Source organism: Chthoniobacterales bacterium, from assembly GCA_035274845.1.
GTDB lineage: Bacteria > Verrucomicrobiota > Verrucomicrobiia > Chthoniobacterales > UBA10450 > AV80.
On the sequence record DATENU010000002.1, the window covers coordinates 26,398 to 44,609 of the forward strand.

Sequence of the window (18,212 nt, forward strand, 5' to 3'; positions counted from 1 at the left end):
CGCGAGAAGTGCGGGGCGTTCAACGGCAGACTTGCCAGGCGGGGGGCCCGGCAAAGGACAATTACCCGCTCTTCTCCAGCGCCGCACGGAAGGCTTGCAGGTGGGTGACGAAGCTTCCCGCCTCAAAGGCATCGAGTGATTTTACATCCTGGAAAAGCTGGTTCAGCTCGGACTCGATTTTCGGATGGAAGCCGGCGTTTTTGTTGAGCGCATAGGTCAATCGATCCAAAGCAAGGACCAGGCGTTTCGCTCGCTGGCCGAGAACCTGGTTCGCCACTCCCTTGGCGGTGAACTCCGCGTCCAGGGAAGCCAACGCGAACAGCAGGGAACGGGCGGAACTGTCGCTCCAGTTGGAAACCGAAGCGCGGCGGGCGAGGGCATCCGCCTCTGATTGCATCCGGCCGAAATCCGAGCCGGACGGACCGCCTGAAGGCTGGCTGATTGGAGAGGAAAGGCTGGCGGCGGAGGTCGTGGTCGCGCAAAGCCAGGCCAGGCCATTCCAGCGGGCGGTTGACGCTTCGTCCGGGGGGTCGCTCGCCAACGCCCAGCTCATTTCTCGCAAGGCGACTGCCTGGCCGGTGAGCCATTCGCGTAAACCACTCCACGGTTCTTCGTCTTTCCAATGTTTCGGTTCGGCGATGGACTGGCTGTCGAGCTCGAAAAACAGATCCGGATGCCCGGCTTTCAAGAGATCCGGGGCGAGATTCTGGTGGCAGGCGGCGCAGGCCGTAGCACGGACGTAGAGATTGCGTAAGTCGCGCATCCCGGCGCCGACGCGCGTATTGTAGGTCCAATCGAGGCGGGTGTGCCCGCGCAACCAACCTCCCGCGGCCCCGTGGCAACTCTCACAGGAAACGCCCTCGTCAGGGGGACTGGAGGCGAGCCGGCTCGGCGCGACCGCCTGGAAAGGTGAATGGCAGACGGTGCAACGCGCGCTCGTTTGTGCCGAGGGAAGGCCGAGCCCTTCGGCAATCCGTTCGGAGCGGGAATTGAGCAACACCACATATGCCTTGGTGTGATAGTCCTTCTGGCTCCAGGTAAAGTACTGGCTTCGCTTCGGTCCCGCGCCGCCATGGCAACTCGAGGATTTACAGCCGACCGAGCCGACAAACGTATCCCGGGTCTCGCGGACCTGGCGGGGTTCTTTCGCGGAGCCACGGACGGCAATCCCGAGGAGGAGAAGACAAATCGAGGCGGCTCTCAGCGACACGCCGGGAAGATTAGCACCGGCGTTTCCAGAAATGCAAAGCAATGGAGACGGCACGCCCTCGTGCCGTACCGGCTACAATGGAGACGGCATGCCCACGTGCCGTATGGGTGTCCAGAGTGGCGAGGTATCCGCTCCTCGGCCTGAGGGCAAGCCGGCTCCAAGGTAAATCCGGGTCGAACTTCAGTTCGCCCAGGCTTTCCACTTCTTGCGAAGCGGTTTGACGTAGCGATCGACGTCCACCTTTTTCAGCCGATCCACGCCATCTTTCACGGCATCGGCCGAGTCTTCATACTTCCGGCGCATCGTTTTGAAAAATGGCCAGAGAAACGGCAACGAAAGGATGCTCAGGTCGACATTAGCCAGGGGCGACTTTGCTTCGACCTCCTTTTCCGCCGAGCTGGAGGAATAGCGAATCGCCAGGCCAATCGCGACCCCTACCGCCAGGGCGCCGAGGATGGTCGGAACCGGATTTTCCCGGAGGAAAAACTCGGTGCGCTCCCGAGCGGTGCTGGCCCGCTCCTTGGTTTGTTCCCAGGCGTCGCCCGCCACGGTCGAAACCCTGCTCGCCGCCTGCCGAAACCGGCTTGGGCTTTCCCCGGAAATTGGCTCGTCACTCGACCGCATCGACGCAGCCAGCGGATCGTCCTCCATAAATTCGTCGCCGTTTGGATTGATCATATAAATAAATCGTAATTGATAAGACTCCTGCGCCTCTGAATTCGTTCGTTCTTTTTGGCTGCAATAATATTACCGCCATTCGTGCTTCGGATATTTTCGTTGGAGCTCTTTTTTGATCTTCGGATAGCCTTCCCGCCAAAACGTCTCCAGATCGTCGGTGATTTGAATCGGCCGATGATTTGGCGCCAGAACTTGGATCTTCAGGCTGGTGCGACCCCGTCCAACGGCGAGACCTCGCGGAGTGTCGAACAAATCCTGGATGCGGGCCGCAATAGTCGGAACGCCATCGCCATAGGTGATTTTCGCGGCCCGCCCTTTGGCTAGCTTGATTCGCTCCGGCGCCAGCTCGTCGAGCGTTTGCTGTTGCGAAGCGCTCAACCACGACTTCACCACCGGCCAAACCGGACGCTCCTTGATTTCCTTGTAGCTCAGAGCGCCCTGGCAGATTTGTTCCACGAGAAGGCGCTTTCCGGCTTCGTCGACCTGGGGAAAACCGAGTTCGGGAAACTCTCGGGCGACAAAGTTCACCCGCTCAATCCATTGCTCGACGGCGTTATCCCACTGTTTGAGGGGACACGTTCCCGCCAAAACTTCCCGGGCAAGAATTTGAGCTGTTTCCGGATGGTCTTTCGGGGAAAATTCTTCGCTCCGCAAAACCAAATCGTGAAAAAGCGTCGCCCGTCGACCGGCCACCCGGCGAAGGGCAGGATCGAACTCAACGCGGACCTCTTCGCGAAACGATTCCGGAAACAGATCCCGGAGCCATGGTTCCTCGATGCGTGTGGCCAGGGTGAGAAGGACCTGGCGCTCCTTCTCGCTGCTCTCGATCTCGCGAACTTCGGAGGCCACCAGTAACCGGGCGGCGTGCACCGCGCTTTCGCGGGCCAGGACACCGTGGCGGCCGTGCACGAGCGCGCAACGAAGCGTGCCCGCATCCAGCCGGACCGCGACCTGGTCGGGAAATCCCGCGAGGACGCAACGTTCGATCGATCCCGGCTTGGATTCGCCGGTTTGGGTATTAAGGCCTTCATCCCGCGCGATGGCCAGGAATTGCTCGGTCAACTGCGCGGCCTCCCGGGCTGCGCCGGTATTTATTCCGAGACGCGAGCAACGCTGTGGATCGAACCGGCTGTTTTCGGCGTAGCGAAAAGCGCGCATCAGGAGGAAAAGGTCCGACTGCGCGTCGGCTCCGAGCACATCTTCGCGGTCTTCTCGCGCCTGTTTGCCATCGAGACGGCGGAGAAGAGCCCGCCCCTGGGTGAGGGCCGCGATTAAGGCGACTGCCGGGACGCAGCCGTGATCCTGCGCGGCCAGAAGCATTCGCGCATAGCGGGGATGGAGGGGGAAGGCGAGCATCCGGCGTCCTAGAGGCGTAACGGTTGACGAGGAACGGCCTGCGGGCAGGCCGTCTCCAAGGGCGCCGAGATCGACGAGTAATTGTTCGGCACGAGCGAGCGCGCGCGGATCGGGCGGCTCCAGCCAACGGAAATCACCGATTTCCTCAACGCCGCTGGCTTTCAACGTGAGGACGACTTCCGCGAGATCGAGCCGCTTCACTTCCGATAATTCCTGGGTGGCTCGGTCGAGATGTTCGCGCTCCGTCCACAGCCGGAGGCAATGTCCGGGCGCGGTTCGCCCCGCGCGGCCGGCCCGTTGGTCGGCGGAAGCGCGGCTGATTTTCTCGACGAGCAAAGTGTTGATGCCGCGGCGAGCGTCGAACCGGGCGATCCGGGCGAGGCCGCTATCGATCACGACCTGGATTCCGTCGATCGTGAGCGACGTTTCCGCCACGTTGGTCGAGACGATAGCCCGCCGTTTTTGATAATGGGCGAGGGCGGCGTCCTGCTCTGCCGGCGGCAGTTCCCCGTGAAGCGGCAGCGCGACGAACCGATCGCTCACCCGGGAAGCCCGGATAGCGGAGATGGTCCGGCCAATCTCATATTTTCCGGGCATGAAAACAAGAACATCGCCCGCGGTGTTAGGGGCGAGGCGCTCGAGTTCATCCGCGGCCAGGTCCCAGATCGGATAGCCGTCGCCGTCCACCGGCTTTGGCAGGTATTCGATCTCGACCGGAAAGGCGCGACCGCTCGAACGCAAGACCCGGCACGGCTCCAAATATTTTTCGAGAAGGCCGGCGTCCAGGGTCGCGGACATGACCGCGAGTTTCAGGTCGGGGCGCGAAGTCGCCTGGAGATGCAGGGCGCGAGCGAGGGTGATGTCGCCGTAGAGATGGCGCTCGTGAAATTCGTCGAACAAAATCGCCGAAACGCCGCGGAGCTGCGGATCTTGAATCAGTTGCCGCAGCAGGATTCCCTCCGTGACGAAACGAATCCTCGTGCGGTCGGAAGTAACGTTCTCGAAGCGGATCTGGTAGCCCACCTCGTCTCCGAGGCGGACGTTTCGTTCAGAAGCGACCCGCGCGGCGAGAAGGCGAGTCGCGAGACGGCGCGGCTGGAGAATGACGACCTGACCGGCGCCCAGTAATCCGTGATCGAGGAGAATCTGCGGGACCTGAGTGGATTTGCCCGAGCCGGTCGGGGCCTGGATGATCAGGCGGGAATCGGAGCGGAGAGATTCTACGATCCGTTGCTCTAGCTCAAAAATCGGCAGGTCCTCGCGACGCATGGAAGGGGGAAAACGTCGAACGCCCAACGTCCAACGTCCAATGGCGAACTAGGAGGCGAGAAGCGGCTCGTACGTGCGTTCTATTTCGTAGTTGGAAACGACGAAGGTCACTTCGACGATCGAGGTGTCGATTTGAAGAAAAGTGCGGGTGGTTGCGACGGCGATCATGGCGGCTTCGAGGATCGGGAATCCGTAGACGCCGCAACTGATAGCGGGGAAGGCGATCGTGCGAATGCCGTTGTCGACGGCAACCCGGAGAGAGTTACGGTAACAATTGGCCAGCGTCTCAGGCTCGCCGCGATTTCCGCCAGACCAGACGGGGCCGACGGTGTGAATGACGTGGCGCGCCGGCAGTTTGTAGCCGCGCGTGATCTTCGCTTCGCCCGGCCGGCAGCCGCCGAGAGTTTTGCATTCGGCAAGCAACTCGGGGCCGGCGGCGCGATGAATGGCGCCATCGACTCCGCCGCCGCCCAGGAGGCTCGTGTTCGCCGCGTTCACGATCGCATCTACCGCGAGCGTGGTGATGTCGCCGCGGACGACGGTTATTCGCGGTTCAGCCATCTGGACGTGAGTGGACCAGCGCCATGAAACCTAGAACGGCTTGTGGATGAGCCCGGCGCCACAGGCATCCTTGTAGAACGGACGCGGCAAATCCATCGTGCGCGACCCGCCATTCAGGCAGAGCGTTTCCACCTCCGGATGTGCTTTTCTCCATTCGGTGAAGGCGCGCAGGACGCCGCCCGCTTTCGTTACGTCGAAGTCCACTGCGAACTGGCTCACATCGTGGAGAACAAGAAGGCCGCCCGGCTCCAGGACCGGATACCAAAGATTGAGTTCATCCAGGGTCGCCTGATATTCGTGAGAGCTGTCGAGGAGGATTAACTCGGGGTGGCCTCCCAGGAATTCCCGGGCGGCGACCGGAGATTGAGGATCAAGCGAATTCCGCTCGACGATCTCAACGAACTCCTCCAGGCCGGCGCGTTTGATCCAGCCGCGCGCCGTTTCGCACATGGCCGGATCGAGATCGAGACTGTAAAGACCGCGCCGTGCGTTCATCCGGCGGAGCATCCAACCAAGCAGAAGAGTGGAATAGCCGGCGTGCGTGCCGAGCTGAACGATGCGGCTGGCCCGGTTTCCCATTACGAACCCTTGGAGCAACGCAATCAGCGGCACCACGCATTCGCCGATCTGGCCCGTTCTATCGGTTTCATCGTACCACGCCTGCAGCACCTCCCATTCGGCCTCGCTCAAGTCCGAATAGACCGGCGGGACGAAATCCATGCCGGGCAGCCGGTGCCACCAATAACGCGGATGTGGATTGTCCTTCCAAGCGCGCGAGCGAAAGGAATTATCGGGAGTCACGGCGCGAGGCGGTCGATTTGCCATGTGCCGTCGGCCCGAAGCGAGTAGCGGAACCGGTCGTGGAGACGATTGGGCCGGCCTTGCCAGAATTCGATCTGCTCCGGCTTTACGCGGTATCCGCCCCAGTGCGGCGGCAGCGAGATTTCGCCGTCCTCGAAACGTTCCTTCATTTCCTCGAGGCGAGCGTCGAGAATTTTCCGCGAGTCGATGATTTCGCTTTGCTTTGAGACCCAGGCGCCGAGCCGGCTGCCGGCAGGCCGGGAATGGAAATAAGCGGCCGAATCTTCGCGCGATGTTCGTTCGACTGGCCCGCTGATCCGGATTTGGCGCTCGAGTTTCACCCAATAAAAGCACAAGGCCGCATACGGGTTCGCCGTCAGGTCGCGGCCTTTTTCGCTGTCGTAATTGGTGAAGAAACTGAAGCCGCGCTCATCGACCCCCTTGAGCAAAACGATTCGGACGGAAGGCTTGCCCTCCGGCGTCGCGGTGGCGAGGCTCATGGCGTTCACGTCGCGAATGTCCGCGGCGATGGCAGCCGCGAACCAGGCCCGGAATTGTTCGAGCGGGTCGGAATGCAGATCGGCCCGCCGCAATCCATGGGCGTCATATTCGTGGCGCAACCCGGAAAGCTGCGATAACGGCGTCTCGTCCATAATCGGAAACGCCCCAAATTATTGGAGACCGGCAAAAATGTCGAAGAGTGATTGAGAAATCAGGGAACGGTGAACCGCGCCCTAGTTAATCGTCACCAAAGTGCCGACCGGAATCTCGGCGAAGAGCTTTTTCGCGGCATCGCCCGGAAGCCGAATGCACCCATGGGAAGCCGGATATGGTTGGACGACTCCCTCGTGCATGCCGAAATCGCGGCAGCTCAACCGCATGAAATAAGGCATCGGGCACTTGTAAATCGTGGAGCGATGGTCGCGATCCTTGTCGGTGATGACATAGGAGCCGGGCTTGGTGGTAAAGCCATTCCGTCCCGTGGAGACTTTCGTTTCGAAAACCGTCGCGCCGTCCTTGATCACGACCATGTGCTGTTTCGCCAGGGATACTTCAACCCGGAGCTGTTCCGGCTGAGGCCCGCCGCCCAGCAACATCTGGACGCACTGCCAGTTCTCGGTCCAGGCGGCGAAATAAAGTGGCAGCATTTTCTCGCGAGTCGTGTGTTGGTTGCGGTTCGCCCCGGCATCAAGCAGGGCGCGGACGTAGTCGGCTTTGCCGAGCCCGGCGGCGAGCATGAGGATGTTCACACCCCCGTCGGCCTGGATGTAGAGCCGGAGATACTTCGATTTGAGCAAATCCGTAAATTCTTTCTCCGCCGTCTTTGGAATCTCGGTATTAGGATCCGCTCCCCCGGCGAGCAGCATTTGGAACAACGGCACGTCATCCGCGGCGATCGCGTAGGCGATCAATGGCACTACCCCGTCAGCCCGGGTGGGCGGCGCGGGATGCTTGCTCAGGAGGAGGCGCACCTGGTCCTTCAACCCGGCTTTCACGGCATTTTCGAGGGCACGGCGGGTGTCCGCGGTCCAGGCCAGGGTGGGCGGAAACCGCCCGAGGATGGTCTGGAAAATCTTCATGTCGCCGCTGGCAAGGGCGGCGGCCAGGAGCTTGTGCGCCCCTGCGGAAGAGGGATCGAAGTTTTTGGTCAAAGAGAAAAGGATTTCAACAGCCTCCCGTTCCCCCGCGCCCAAGGCGTGGTCGACGGCCGTGCGGCCCTCGAAGTCCATGAAATCAATCCGTGCCTGGCGATCGATAAGGGCCCGGAGCATCTCGAGGTTGCCCTGCTTCGCTGCGATCATCAGGGCGGTAATTCCGGTTTGATCGGTCGACTCCACCGGCGCGCCCGCGTCGATGAGTTTGCGAACGGTTTCCCAGTCCCGTTTCAGGGCCGCCGCGATGACGGCGTTCTCTTTCCAGATAACGGGCGCGGCGAAGGCTGGCTCCGTCGTGAAGCACTGGTCAATGTAGTGGGTCCGCTTTACCGGCTGCACGGGCATGACGAAGTCGGGAGCGATCGGCCGGGCTACGACGAGCGTCGGTTGCGGGGTCGAGGGCGCGGGTTTCTGCGCAACCGCTGGGTGGGTTGTCCCCGGAGCCTTGGTGGCATCCGGGAGCCGCATCGTGTAGACGATCAGCGCTGCCAGGGCGGCGATTACGAGAAAGGTTCGAACGATAGACCAGCGCATCTTATAAATTTCGAGGATAATGCTACACCCCTCGTCAAGTAGGTAGGAGCACGATCAAAGCCAGAGGGTTTGCGACCAAAATCGCGGCCCGACAAGGGCGGCCGGCGCCAAATGGGCCTTGACGGGGCTTTGCGGAGCCAAATAGGGTGCGTCCTTCCCAGCGGGGCCGTCTTGGGCTCTCGCTCAACCAACCAGATTAGGGGACCAAACAGATGAAACTGACCATTTTCACTCTTGCCGCGGTTGTTCTTGCCAGCGCTCAGCTTGCCCTGGCCCAGGAAGAATCGAGCCCCGCTCCGGACGCCTCTCCGGAAGCGTCGGTTTCTCGGAAGTCCGAGACCACGGACCCGAGCGTGTCCGTTACCACCGAAAAGAAATCGACGCCCGCGCCGAAGCCTTCCAGCTCCCCGGCCGCGACCAAGTCTTCCTCGCCCGAACCGAAGAGCAGCCCGACCAAAAGTGCTTCGCCTTCAGCGGCAATGCCGGTCAAAAAATCTACGCCTGAAGCCACCATCCGGGAGATCGAAGACAAATGGGAGGGGTCCGTCATGAAGCACGATCTTTCGATTGCCCAGGCCTACGTGGCTGACGATTTCCGCGGCATCAGCTCGAAAGGGAAGGTCATGAACAAGTCCGATTTGCTGGCCGAGCTGAAGAAGGACACCGATACCTACACCTCGACGAAGAACGGCAAGATCGACGTGCGTGTTTTCGGCGGACAATTTGCGGTCGCCACCGGCGTTTCGACCGAGGAGGGCAAGGCGAAAGACGGCACAGCCTTTAAGCGAAGCTTTCGTTGGACCGATGCCTGGGTAGAGCGAAACGGGAAATGGCAATGCGTCGCCTCGCAGGCCATGCTCGTTCCCAAGTAAGCAGGCTCACCCTTGATTCGAATCGCGACAGTTGTGTCGCGAAAATAAACGGCGAGTCGACGCTTGGCGCCGATTTTTCCCCGCAAAATGAAGAGGCACGCCCGTTGCTAAAGGAATTGGTATGCTCACACTTTCTGCCTTCTTCCTTGCTCTCGCCTCGGTCCTGACGAGCGTCGCGTGGGCTTGCAAGGACGACAACGTTAATCGCATCTAGGCCTCTTTCCCGCGGGCTTCGCGCGTGTGTTTGGAAAGATTCCAGGTGACGCCTGTTTACTCGTACCCCTAGACCGGTAACTTACCCGCCCATGGCGGTCTCTGAGGAACAGGTGAAGGAAGCGCTGAAGGGGGTAAAATATCCCGGCTTCAGCCGCGATATCGTTTCGTTCGGCCTGGTGAAGGGCATTCGGATCGACGGCGCCGCGGTCGTTGTGCAGATGGCTTTGGCGACGAACGAGCCGGCAATTCCTCAGGCCATCAAGACGGAATCGGAAGCGATTCTGCGAGAGCTGCCGGGAGTCGAAAGCGCCAGGGTCTTGATCGATATCCACGCGCCGCCCGCTGGAGCCGGAGCGGCCGGCGTGGGAGCAACCCGCATTGAAGGAATCAAACACGTCATTGCCATCGCCAGCGGAAAAGGGGGTGTCGGGAAATCCACCGTCGCCGCAAACCTTGCCGTCGCCTTGGAAAAGACGGGCGCCCGGGTTGGGCTCTGCGATTGCGACATTTACGGCCCGAGCATCTCCCTGATGTTCGGCACCCGCGATCGGCCGATGGCGACGGAAGAAAACCGGATTGTGCCGATCGAACAATATAACCTGAAGCTGATGTCGATGGGGTTTCTGCTCGACGACGGTTCCCCGGCGATCTTGCGCGGCCCGATGGTAACGCGCTATACCCAGCAATTCCTCCGGCAGGTGGAATGGGGCGACCTTGATTACCTGATCCTCGACCTGCCGCCGGGGACGGGTGATATTCAGCTCACCATCGTGCAAACGGTAGCCCTCGCCGGCGCCATCATCGTCACCACGCCCCAGGAGGTGGCTCTAATCGATGCCCGGAAAGCCGCGACCATGTTCGAAAAGGTCAACGTCCCGGTCCTCGGCCTCATCGAAAACATGAGCTATTTCGCCTGCCCGGGCGATGGGAAACGTTACGAGATCTTTGGGTCCGGTGGTGGCGCGCGCGAGGCGAAACGCCTGCGGGTTTCGTTGCTTGGCCAGATTCCAATTGATATCGCCACGCGCGAATCAGGCGATCGCGGTTTTCCGATCACGGCCGAATCGGACGATTCGCCCGTGGCGCTCGAGTTCATGAAAATCGCGCGCCAGTTGCGCGAAACGCTGTAGCCGCGCTGCTCAGTTCAAACGCGCGCCGGTGCGGCGGCCGCCGGGGAACAGCGGACTTTCGTCGTCTCCCATTTCGAAAAATATTTGGCCAGCCGGCGCGCGAATCGTTTCGGGCGCTCGGCGTAGAATCGTTCCCCGAGCGCGACGGCGGTCTGCTCGAGTTCCGCGGCCCTGGCCTCGATCAGGACCTTGAGGATGCGCTCGCCTTGCTTTCGGGCGGGGCCGATTGAAGCCAGGCGCGCCGCGACAAAAGCCAGGTCGTGGATCTGGCCAAGATATTGGCCGATCGATTTCAGCTCATCGTTCATTTCCTTGAATACCGCCGGCGCCAGCGGCCGCAGGAGGCGCAACTGATACCAAAGTTCCTTGGCCCGCTTCCGAAATGTGTGCAGTCGTTTCGTGCTTGTTTTCTCGATCGCCTTCCGCAGGGATTTGCGGCCACGCTGGTAGGTTTTCTGCACATTTTTCCGCAGTCGCTTGCAACCCAGATCATCCAACGGCCATTCTCCGATTCGCTCGAGAGTCTGGCTCAACTGTTCTCCCGCTTCCTGTGGCCATTCCGAAAATGCCGCCAGAAAACTATCCAGCTCGAAGGCGAGAAGTTCTTCCGTCTCCTGAAAGCTGCGTTTCTTCCCTCGCGCGAAATCGCGCAATTCCCGCACGGTTTCCAAGCGCACCTCGGCGTCCCGAACCTCGGAAATCAGATCGCCGACTTTTTCCAGGCAGCGATCGGCACGTTTCCAAACGTCGCGGTCGATCTCGCCGGAGACGAGACGCAGGGCGGCCCGTGCCTTTTTGAGATGTTTGCGGGTTTCATGAACCGGGGAGCCTTTGCCATTCTGTTCCGCTTTGCTCGCCTTGATCGCGCTTTCGATTTGGTGAGACACAATCCGGCGAATTCCATCGCCCAGGATCTCGTCCTGTCGCAATTCGTAGCTCATGCGCTCGGGGTCATCTCAATCATGTGCCAGCAGCACGTTACTATACTTCGGTTTCCCGGTGACATCGCGCCCGATCCAGTCCGGCGGTTCGAAGGCCGCGCAGCTCCGCTGGTCCCCGAACTCTACTTCGGCGACCACCAGGCCGTCATGCCGGCCGCGATAAACATCGATTTCGACGGTGTGCTTCTTCCAGGGAACGTCATACCGGATCTTGGTTAATCTGCGGCCGGCCGTCGCGGGCCAGAGCGTGTTAAATTGTTCCAGGCTCAGCCGAATCTCGCGTTCCTCACGCTCGCCCCGCGTCCCTTCCTTGTAGGTCAGCGAGAGAACGGAACCTTTTTTCCGCAAACGAACCTGAAGCCCGCCGCGTCCGACCGCGAGATAGCCCTGTTCGATCTTTTCGTGCGGATATTTTTTCAGGCCAGGCGGAAAACGTTTGAGGACGAACTTGCGTTCAATTTCCCGGTGCGACGGCTTGTTCGACGCCCTCATGTTCGCCGGCTTGATTTTCGTGAACGGAAAAAACATTGCGGGACTTCATTCGTTTCGGACCGCGATTGCAGCCCGTCAAAGTTTTTCGTGTGACAATCAGGTGGCAGGTGGAGCGCGCCCGTCACTCGAACAAAAGTGTCACGCAATTGTAACTTGGGCATCGTGCTTCCGTGATGGATGAGATCGAGAGAAAGCCTATCGAATTCAACTCATGAAAACGACAATTGTCACGCTGCTCGCCACGGTCGGCCTCATCTTCGCTTCCGCGACGCACGCGGAACGGCTCGTTATCAAAGGATCGGACACCCTCGGCGCGAAACTGGTCCCGCAGTTGGCCGAGCAATTCAAAACCCAGAATCCCGGCGCCACTTTCGATATCGCTGCGGAAGGTTCGACCACCGGCTTCGCCGCGTTGATCGACGGCACCGCTCAGATCGGAATGTCGAGCAGGCCTGCCAAGACCGAGGAGATCGCGGCGGCGAAAGCCAAGGGCGTCACTTTGAAAGAGACGATCGTCGCTTATGACGGCGTGGCCGTGATCGTCAATGCCGCCAACCCGATCAAGGGCCTGACGAAACGGCAGGTCGAACAAATCTTCACGGGTGAAGTGTCCGATTGGAGTGCGGTGGGTGGTTCCGGCGGGGCGATCTCGATTTACACGCGCAACACTTCTTCCGGCACCTATTCCGAGTTCAAGGAGCTCGCGATGAAGAAGCGCGACTACGCAGCCTCCGCTCAGAAGATGGCCGGGAACGAGCAGATCGCCGCTGAAGTGGGAAAGAACCCGAACGGCGTCGGGTACGTGGGGCTTGCCTACGCCGAAGCGCAGGGGATCAAGGTGGTCTCGATCGATGGCGCCATGCCGTCCGTCGAGAGCGTGCAGAAGAAGAGCTATCCCTACGCGAGGCCGACCTTCTTTTATACCAACGGGGAACCGGCCGGGATGGTGAAACAATTCGTCGATTTCACACTTGGCCCGGATGGGCAGAAGATTGTGGGCGACGCGGGATTCGTTCCGATCCGCTGAGCGGATTCTTGGTGACCTTCGTGTGAGGAATCTGTCTTGCCGGCCCCACAGGGTCGCCAGGGCCGAACTTCGAAGTCATCTCTGAAGCTTGTTCGGAACGAGCAACTGCAGGTCCTCGATTAGCGAATCGATCTTGCGCAGGTCCTTCCGGCGTCCCTTCTCCGGCTTCAGCTTGCGCTTGCGGACATGGATCATCAGGTCCCTCACCTGGTTCAGACGCTCGCGCGACAATTCTTCGGCGGGCTTGAAGGAGCTGAGCGCGGCGCGGCTCTCAGCGAGATTGATCTCCAGCCGCGCGGCATAAGCGCGGACCGTAGCCCGGAGGTCGGAGCGAAGTTTCTCCAGTTCCGATTCCAACACCTTCACCGGTGAGGTGTGGACAGACTTGGCGCGGGCGCTTTTTTTGGTTTTGAGAGAGGTCATAATAAGGCTCCTGCGAGGTCGGGCTTTCTGGCGGACTCGAGCGGCGGCTCGAGGAATGGGCTAAAATTCAGCAGCTCCATCTCGCCATCGAAATTTTCGACGAGCGCCGAGCAGGTCTCGACCCAGTCCCCGCAATTGTAATAGGTGACGTTTCCGATTTGCCGGATCCCGGCGCTGTGGATGTGGCCGCACAGCACTGCATCCACGCCGTGGCGTTCGGCATAGCGCACGATCGCCGCTTCGAATTCCCCGATAAAATTCACCGCGTCCTTGACCCGTTTCTTGGCGTAAGCGCTCAGGGACCAATAACCGAGACCGAACCGCCGCCGGACGAAGTTGATGACGGGATTGAGCCCAAGCAGGAACTGGTAGCCGAGGTCGCCCGCGAAGGCGAGCCAGCGCGCGTTTTGCACGACTGTATCCAGCTCGTGGCCATGAATAACGAGGATGCGCCGGCCATCGGCGGTCAGGTGGATCGCCTGTTTCTCAATCGCAATATGGCCGTAGTAACCGCAGAAGCTCCCGATCAGTTCGTCATGGTTGCCCGGGATGTAGATGATGCGGGTGCCTTTGCGCGCTTTCCGCAATAGTTTCTGAATCACGTCATTGTGCGCCTGCGGCCAGAAAATGCCTCGGCGCATCTGCCAGGTATCGATGAGGTCGCCGACGATGTAGAGCGTTTCCAATTCGTAGTCGCGGAGAAAATCCAGCAGGGCGGCTGCCTTGCTGTTCCGCGTTCCGAGATGGACATCGGAGATCCATGCCGTGCGGAGCCGGCGCGGCGCGGGTGCGGTCACGACGCGAAGGTTTCGAAACCGCGGGAGGGGCTCGATTCTCTCCATGTGCCCTAAAAATAGCAGGGGCGGCGGCCGGCCGACAAAGCCAGTTTTGTTACGTTTCTGTGACGGTTCGTCGGTGAAATGAAGTTCGCTTCGCCCGACCGCGTTTTCCGGCGCATGGTTGTGAAAACCGTAGCAATGAACGCCCTGTTTTTCCTTCGTCTGGCTGCCGTCGCTACCGTTTTCGCGTTCCTCATTCGGGTCACCGCCGCGGAGGATCTATCCGTGCTTTACAACCAGGCCCAGGAACTCGTTCGCCGGCAGCGATACGCGGCCGCCATTCCGCTGCTCGAAAAATGTGTGGCCGCCCAGCCCGCCAACTCAAAATTCCACCAGTGGCTCGGCCGCGCTCTCGCGCTTCAGGGCGTGCAGAATGGCATTACCAGCAGCGTGCTGAGCATTGGGAAGGTGAAAACGGAGCTGGAGAAAGCGATCTCTCTCGATCCAAATAATCTTCAGGCGCGAAATGATCTGGCGATTTTCTACCGGGCCCTGCCGGGGATTTTCGGCGGAAGCAACGCCAAGGCGGCCGAGCAGGTGGCGATCATCCGGCGGAGCGATCCCGCCCTGGCCGCGCAAATCGACGGCGATTTTCTGGCGGGCGACAACAAGTACGATGCCGCTCTCGCCAGCTACAACGAGTCGGCGCGACTGAATCCTTCGAATCCGGTGATCCACGCCCGGATTTCGCTCATCCACCAGCAAAAGAAAGATTGGGACAAAGCTTTCGCCGCCCTGGATCGCGGCCTCGGGATCGACCCGAACCATCCCTTCCTTCTTTATCAACTGGGCCGGACCGCTGCAGTGAGCGGACAGCAACTGGAGCGGGGAGAAAAATGTCTTCGTACCTATCTGGCAATGCCCGTGCGGGAAGAGTTGGAGAACCCGTCCTTCTCCGCCGCGCATTACCGCCTGGGGTGTATTTTGGAAAAGAAAGGCAACCTGGCTGCCGCCCGAGCCGAATACGAAACAGCGCTCAGCCTCGACGCAAAAATGAAACCTGCGCGCGAAGCCCTGACGAAACTGAAGCGCTAAAATCTCTTCGGTGGCCGGTTTAAAGAGGGGGCCCGCTTGAACGGCGTGCGAGTTAACCCCAGTTTGCCGCGCCCATGACTCCCCGAGCGAGATTTTACATCGTCGCCGCAATTGGCCTTCTGTTTATCGGAACGGCTGCGACGGCGCTTTATTGCCTGATTAGCTACGTCCAAGGAAGAGATTTGAACGCGCGGGGTTACCGGGAACAAATCTCGGGGAATTTCGATTCAGCCATCGCGTTCTACGATCGGGCCTCGCACAAAATTCTCGATTCGCCGACGCGTGCGCTTGTCTATGGAAACCGGGGCTGGTGTTACACCAGGAAGGAGAACGACGACCAGGCGATCCGGGACTTCACGGAATCGATCCGGCTCGATCCGCAGCCGCTTTTCAGCGTCTTCAATCGTGGGCTGGCGTACGTTCGGAAAGGCGACTTCGAAAAGGCTCGCACTGATTTCACGACCACGCTCGAAAAGGATCCGAACCAGGCGGAAGCATACTATAACCGAGGGTCTATCTTCATGCTCAGAGGTGACTGGGACCTGGCAATTGCCGACTTCAACGAGGCGATCCGCTGCGTTCCGTTTCAGTCCCAATATTTTGTCGATCGCGGAATAGCGTGCGCGGCAAGCGATCGGGTGGACGCGGCGATCGCGGATTTCGATTCGGCCCTTCGGCTGTTTCCGGGGCACGCTGGCGCTTACGTTCACCGGGCAGCGGCTTATGCTCGCAAAGGGAACCTTGCCAAGGGCCTGGCCGACATCGATGAGGCCATCGCGGCGATGCCCGCGGCGCCCCAACTCCACTTCGCACGCGGTTACATTTACCTCGATCGCGGGATGGTTGATAAGGCGATCGAGAATTTCAACGAAGCGATCCGGCTGCGGCCGGATTACGTTTATGCCTATCTCCAACTCGCCCGCGCGGCGATGCAAAAAGGCGATTGGCGGGAAGTGGTGGCCTATGTCGAGAAAACGCTGGAGCTAAATCCGAAGATTGCCGGGGCTTACTTTTTCCGGGGCAGGGCCCTGATGGTTCAAGGCAAGTTCGATGAAGCGATCGCCGCTTTTGATCAAACGCTGCGAATGGATCCGACTCTTCTTTGGGCAATTTATTTTCGCGCCCAGACCTACGCTTATCGCCAGGAGTATTCCCGCGCCCTGGGCGAACTCCGCCGGATGGTCGAGCAATTCCCCGGGGCGGAGGTCGCTCATTCCGCCTTGGGCTGGTTTCTCGCGACTTGTCCGCACGATGCTTATCGCAACGGAAGCGAAGCAATCGAGGAAGCGACGAAAGGGTGCGAGATTTCACATTGGCAAAATTGGTACGCGCTCGATGCGCTGGGCGCCGCCTACGCGGAACAGGGGGATTTCGAACAGGCCGAGAAACTGGCGACGACCGTTCTCACCATGCCCGGCATTGCCCCGAAAGATCGTGTCCGAATGGAGCAACGCCTCTCCCGATACCGCGTCGGCCTTGCCATTCGTGATCTGGGTGGTGCCGAAATGGCGCCCACTTTGTTCGAGGAAGCCGTAAGCGCTTATGCGCACCAGGAGTTCGATCGCGTGATCCGCTGCCTGGACCTTGTCCTGCCACCGAACCCAGGGGATTCCGTATCGGCTGCCCTATTTCATTTTTTCGACGGTACTCACGATCGCAAATATCGTCCTCCCTGGGCCTCGAGCGAAACCGTGGAGACGACAAATGGTTTCTATTACCGCGGTCTGGCCTATGAGAAACGCCGGGAATGGGCCAGGGCCGTCGCCGATTTTTCCACTGCGATCTGGAGAGAGCCCAACTCCCGCCTGGTCCTGGCGGAGCGCAGCGTTTGTTACCAGCGGCAGAACAAGTCCGAGCTCGCATTTCGTGATCTCGACGAAATGCTTCGGCGCGACCCGGACGACGCTCTCGCCTATGCGGTGCGCGCGGATATTTTGGAAATGAATAAACAAACGGCCGCAGCCGCAGAAGCCGCGACCAGGGCGATCCAACTCGATCCAAAGCTTGCGTTGCCCCACGAAGTCCGCGGTCGAATTTACCTCGCCGAAAACCAATTGGAGAAAGCGGACCGGGAGTTCGGCGAAGCAGAACGACTCGATCCCGATCGGATGGATGACATCTTGGGACCGACGGAGATCTTCGAGCACGATCGAGATTTCAAACGCGCGGAGGTCGAATTGCGTGAAGCGGCAGGGCGCTTTCCGCGGTCGGCCCGTGCTCAAAATGCGTTAGGCTGGTTTCTAGCGACGTGCCCGGATCGAGCTTGCCGCAACGGAACAGACGCCATCTCCCATGCCACGCAGGCCTGCGAGTTGAGCCAATGGAAAAATCAAGATTATGTCGACACGCTGGCGGCTGCTTACGCCGAAGCCGGCGACTTCAAGCAGGCGGAGAAGTATTTGGCCGATGCCATTTCAAAGTTGGCGCCCGACTCTGAAGATCGCGGGGAATTCGAAAGGCATCTGGCATCATTCAGGCGCCGGGAGGCGTGGCGCGCGACTCCATAAGAACGAAACCCCCGCCGGATTTCTCCGACGGGGGCTCGCTTATCTGTCAGCCGTGCTTACTCGTCGCAGCAGGGCATTTTGAACGGGCAGCAACCACCACCGCCGCAGCAATCAGCCGAACGCGAAATCGCGTTCGCTGTGCCGACCAGCGCCAGGGCCGCCACGATCATCATCAGGTATTTCATGGAATCCTCCTGTTGAATTTCGTTTCCTCTTCTCCCGCGGAGCGGAAGGAGCCAACGCCGTTAAGCGACTGGGAGGCGCGGCGGCGGGACCTGGGGACGATGCGGTCGGACCAGCTCACGGGCCGCGAATGCGGCAAAAGATTCTTCGCCGGTCGGCGGATAAACGAACGGCGTGGCTGGGGCCGAAAGGATGGCGAGGCAAAAGACGCAGCCGCCGCAACATTGCTTCTCCTGGTCGGATTTCGGCTCATGCCGGGGACAACCGTCCGTCACCCTCTCGGTTTTCACCTTGGCGCAACAGCCGGTCTTCTCTGTTTGGGGCAGGGGTGACTGCGCGGGTGTGACTGCAAAAGCGATCGAACAGGAGGTCAACGCGTAAACCAGAAATCGAAGGGCCGTTCGCATTCGCGATCCGACATTACAGCTTTGCAGGCTCCGATTCAACATCGCCGCGATGGGTCGCTCGGCCGCCTGACGTTGC

Annotated in this window: 18 protein-coding genes; 5 read left to right on the forward strand and 13 right to left on the reverse strand. The window is 60.2% G+C overall.

All coding sequences use genetic code 11. The annotated features are described in order from the left end of the window. Positions 1–61: 61 nt before the first annotated feature. From VJU77_00410 to VJU77_00440, 7 genes are all read right to left on the reverse strand, one after another. Positions 62–1,210: a multiheme c-type cytochrome gene (locus VJU77_00410; GenBank protein ID HKP01796.1), complete on the reverse strand. Its 1,149-nt coding sequence runs from the start codon at positions 1,208–1,210 to the stop codon at positions 62–64. A 180-nt stretch (positions 1,211–1,390) separates the two neighbouring features. Beyond that, a complete protein-coding gene (locus VJU77_00415; protein ID HKP01797.1) occupies positions 1,391–1,888 on the reverse strand; it encodes a hypothetical protein in 498 nt (165 codons plus the stop codon). A 69-nt stretch (positions 1,889–1,957) separates the two neighbouring features. Beyond that, positions 1,958–4,513, reverse strand: a complete 2,556-nt coding sequence (gene hrpB, locus VJU77_00420; GenBank protein ID HKP01798.1) for an ATP-dependent helicase HrpB — start codon at positions 4,511–4,513, stop codon at positions 1,958–1,960. A 48-nt stretch (positions 4,514–4,561) separates the two neighbouring features. After that, the gene (locus VJU77_00425; protein HKP01799.1) at positions 4,562–5,074 is read right to left on the reverse strand and encodes an O-acetyl-ADP-ribose deacetylase; all 513 of its coding nucleotides are present in this window, start codon (positions 5,072–5,074) and stop codon (positions 4,562–4,564) included. A gap of 30 nt (positions 5,075–5,104) precedes the next feature. Continuing rightward, positions 5,105–5,899, reverse strand: coding sequence for a class I SAM-dependent methyltransferase (locus tag VJU77_00430; protein ID HKP01800.1), 795 nt, complete (start codon positions 5,897–5,899; stop codon positions 5,105–5,107). Further along, entirely contained in the window at positions 5,872–6,528 is a 657-nt protein-coding gene (gene pdxH, locus VJU77_00435) for a pyridoxamine 5'-phosphate oxidase (GenBank protein ID HKP01801.1), read from the reverse strand. The genes VJU77_00430 and pdxH overlap by 28 nt, the downstream gene beginning before the upstream one ends. An 81-nt stretch (positions 6,529–6,609) precedes the next feature. Then, positions 6,610–8,064: an ankyrin repeat domain-containing protein gene (locus VJU77_00440; GenBank protein ID HKP01802.1), complete on the reverse strand. Its 1,455-nt coding sequence runs from the start codon at positions 8,062–8,064 to the stop codon at positions 6,610–6,612. 212 nt (positions 8,065–8,276) lie between these two features. Between VJU77_00440 and VJU77_00445 the strand changes: the two genes are divergently transcribed. After that, complete coding sequence (locus VJU77_00445; protein ID HKP01803.1) at positions 8,277–8,936, forward strand: DUF4440 domain-containing protein; 660 nt, start codon at positions 8,277–8,279, stop codon at positions 8,934–8,936. A gap of 305 nt (positions 8,937–9,241) precedes the next feature. After that, positions 9,242–10,282 (forward strand): Mrp/NBP35 family ATP-binding protein, encoded by a 1,041-nt coding sequence (locus tag VJU77_00450; protein HKP01804.1) that lies wholly within the window; start codon positions 9,242–9,244, stop codon positions 10,280–10,282. Between the two features lie 14 nt (positions 10,283–10,296). On the opposite strand, the gene VJU77_00455 is transcribed toward VJU77_00450, so the two are convergent. Beyond that, the gene (locus VJU77_00455; protein ID HKP01805.1) at positions 10,297–11,223 is read right to left on the reverse strand and encodes a CHAD domain-containing protein; all 927 of its coding nucleotides are present in this window, start codon (positions 11,221–11,223) and stop codon (positions 10,297–10,299) included. Positions 11,224–11,238: 15 nt separating this feature from the next. Continuing rightward, positions 11,239–11,751 carry a hypothetical protein gene (locus VJU77_00460; protein HKP01806.1) on the reverse strand — a complete coding sequence of 171 codons (513 nt, stop codon included), beginning with the start codon at positions 11,749–11,751 and terminating at the stop codon, positions 11,239–11,241. Between the two features lie 175 nt (positions 11,752–11,926). On the opposite strand from VJU77_00460, the gene VJU77_00465 reads away from it, so the two are divergent. Further along, positions 11,927–12,742, forward strand: a complete 816-nt coding sequence (locus VJU77_00465) for a phosphate ABC transporter substrate-binding protein (GenBank protein ID HKP01807.1) — start codon at positions 11,927–11,929, stop codon at positions 12,740–12,742. A 75-nt stretch (positions 12,743–12,817) separates the two neighbouring features. On the opposite strand, the gene VJU77_00470 is transcribed toward VJU77_00465, so the two are convergent. Together VJU77_00470 and VJU77_00475 are read right to left on the reverse strand one after the other, a co-directional pair. After that, positions 12,818–13,165 (reverse strand): hypothetical protein, encoded by a 348-nt coding sequence (locus VJU77_00470; GenBank protein HKP01808.1) that lies wholly within the window; start codon positions 13,163–13,165, stop codon positions 12,818–12,820. Then, positions 13,162–14,007 (reverse strand): UDP-2,3-diacylglucosamine diphosphatase, encoded by an 846-nt coding sequence (locus VJU77_00475; GenBank protein ID HKP01809.1) that lies wholly within the window; start codon positions 14,005–14,007, stop codon positions 13,162–13,164. Before VJU77_00475 ends, VJU77_00470 begins: the two co-directional genes overlap by 4 nt. Positions 14,008–14,142: 135 nt before the next feature. On the opposite strand from VJU77_00475, the gene VJU77_00480 reads away from it, so the two are divergent. Both VJU77_00480 and VJU77_00485 read left to right on the forward strand, forming a co-directional pair. After that, positions 14,143–15,039, forward strand: coding sequence for a tetratricopeptide repeat protein (locus tag VJU77_00480; protein ID HKP01810.1), 897 nt, complete (start codon positions 14,143–14,145; stop codon positions 15,037–15,039). Between the two features lie 74 nt (positions 15,040–15,113). Continuing rightward, complete coding sequence (locus tag VJU77_00485) at positions 15,114–17,546, forward strand: tetratricopeptide repeat protein (protein ID HKP01811.1); 2,433 nt, start codon at positions 15,114–15,116, stop codon at positions 17,544–17,546. Positions 17,547–17,602: 56 nt separating this feature from the next. On the opposite strand, the gene VJU77_00490 is transcribed toward VJU77_00485, so the two are convergent. Continuing rightward, positions 17,603–17,731 (reverse strand): hypothetical protein, encoded by a 129-nt coding sequence (locus VJU77_00490; protein ID HKP01812.1) that lies wholly within the window; start codon positions 17,729–17,731, stop codon positions 17,603–17,605. A 60-nt stretch (positions 17,732–17,791) separates the two neighbouring features. Beyond that, on the reverse strand, positions 17,792–18,136 hold the full coding sequence (locus VJU77_00495) for a hypothetical protein (protein HKP01813.1): 345 nt from the start codon (positions 18,134–18,136) through the stop codon (positions 17,792–17,794). Positions 18,137–18,212 lie beyond the last annotated feature (76 nt).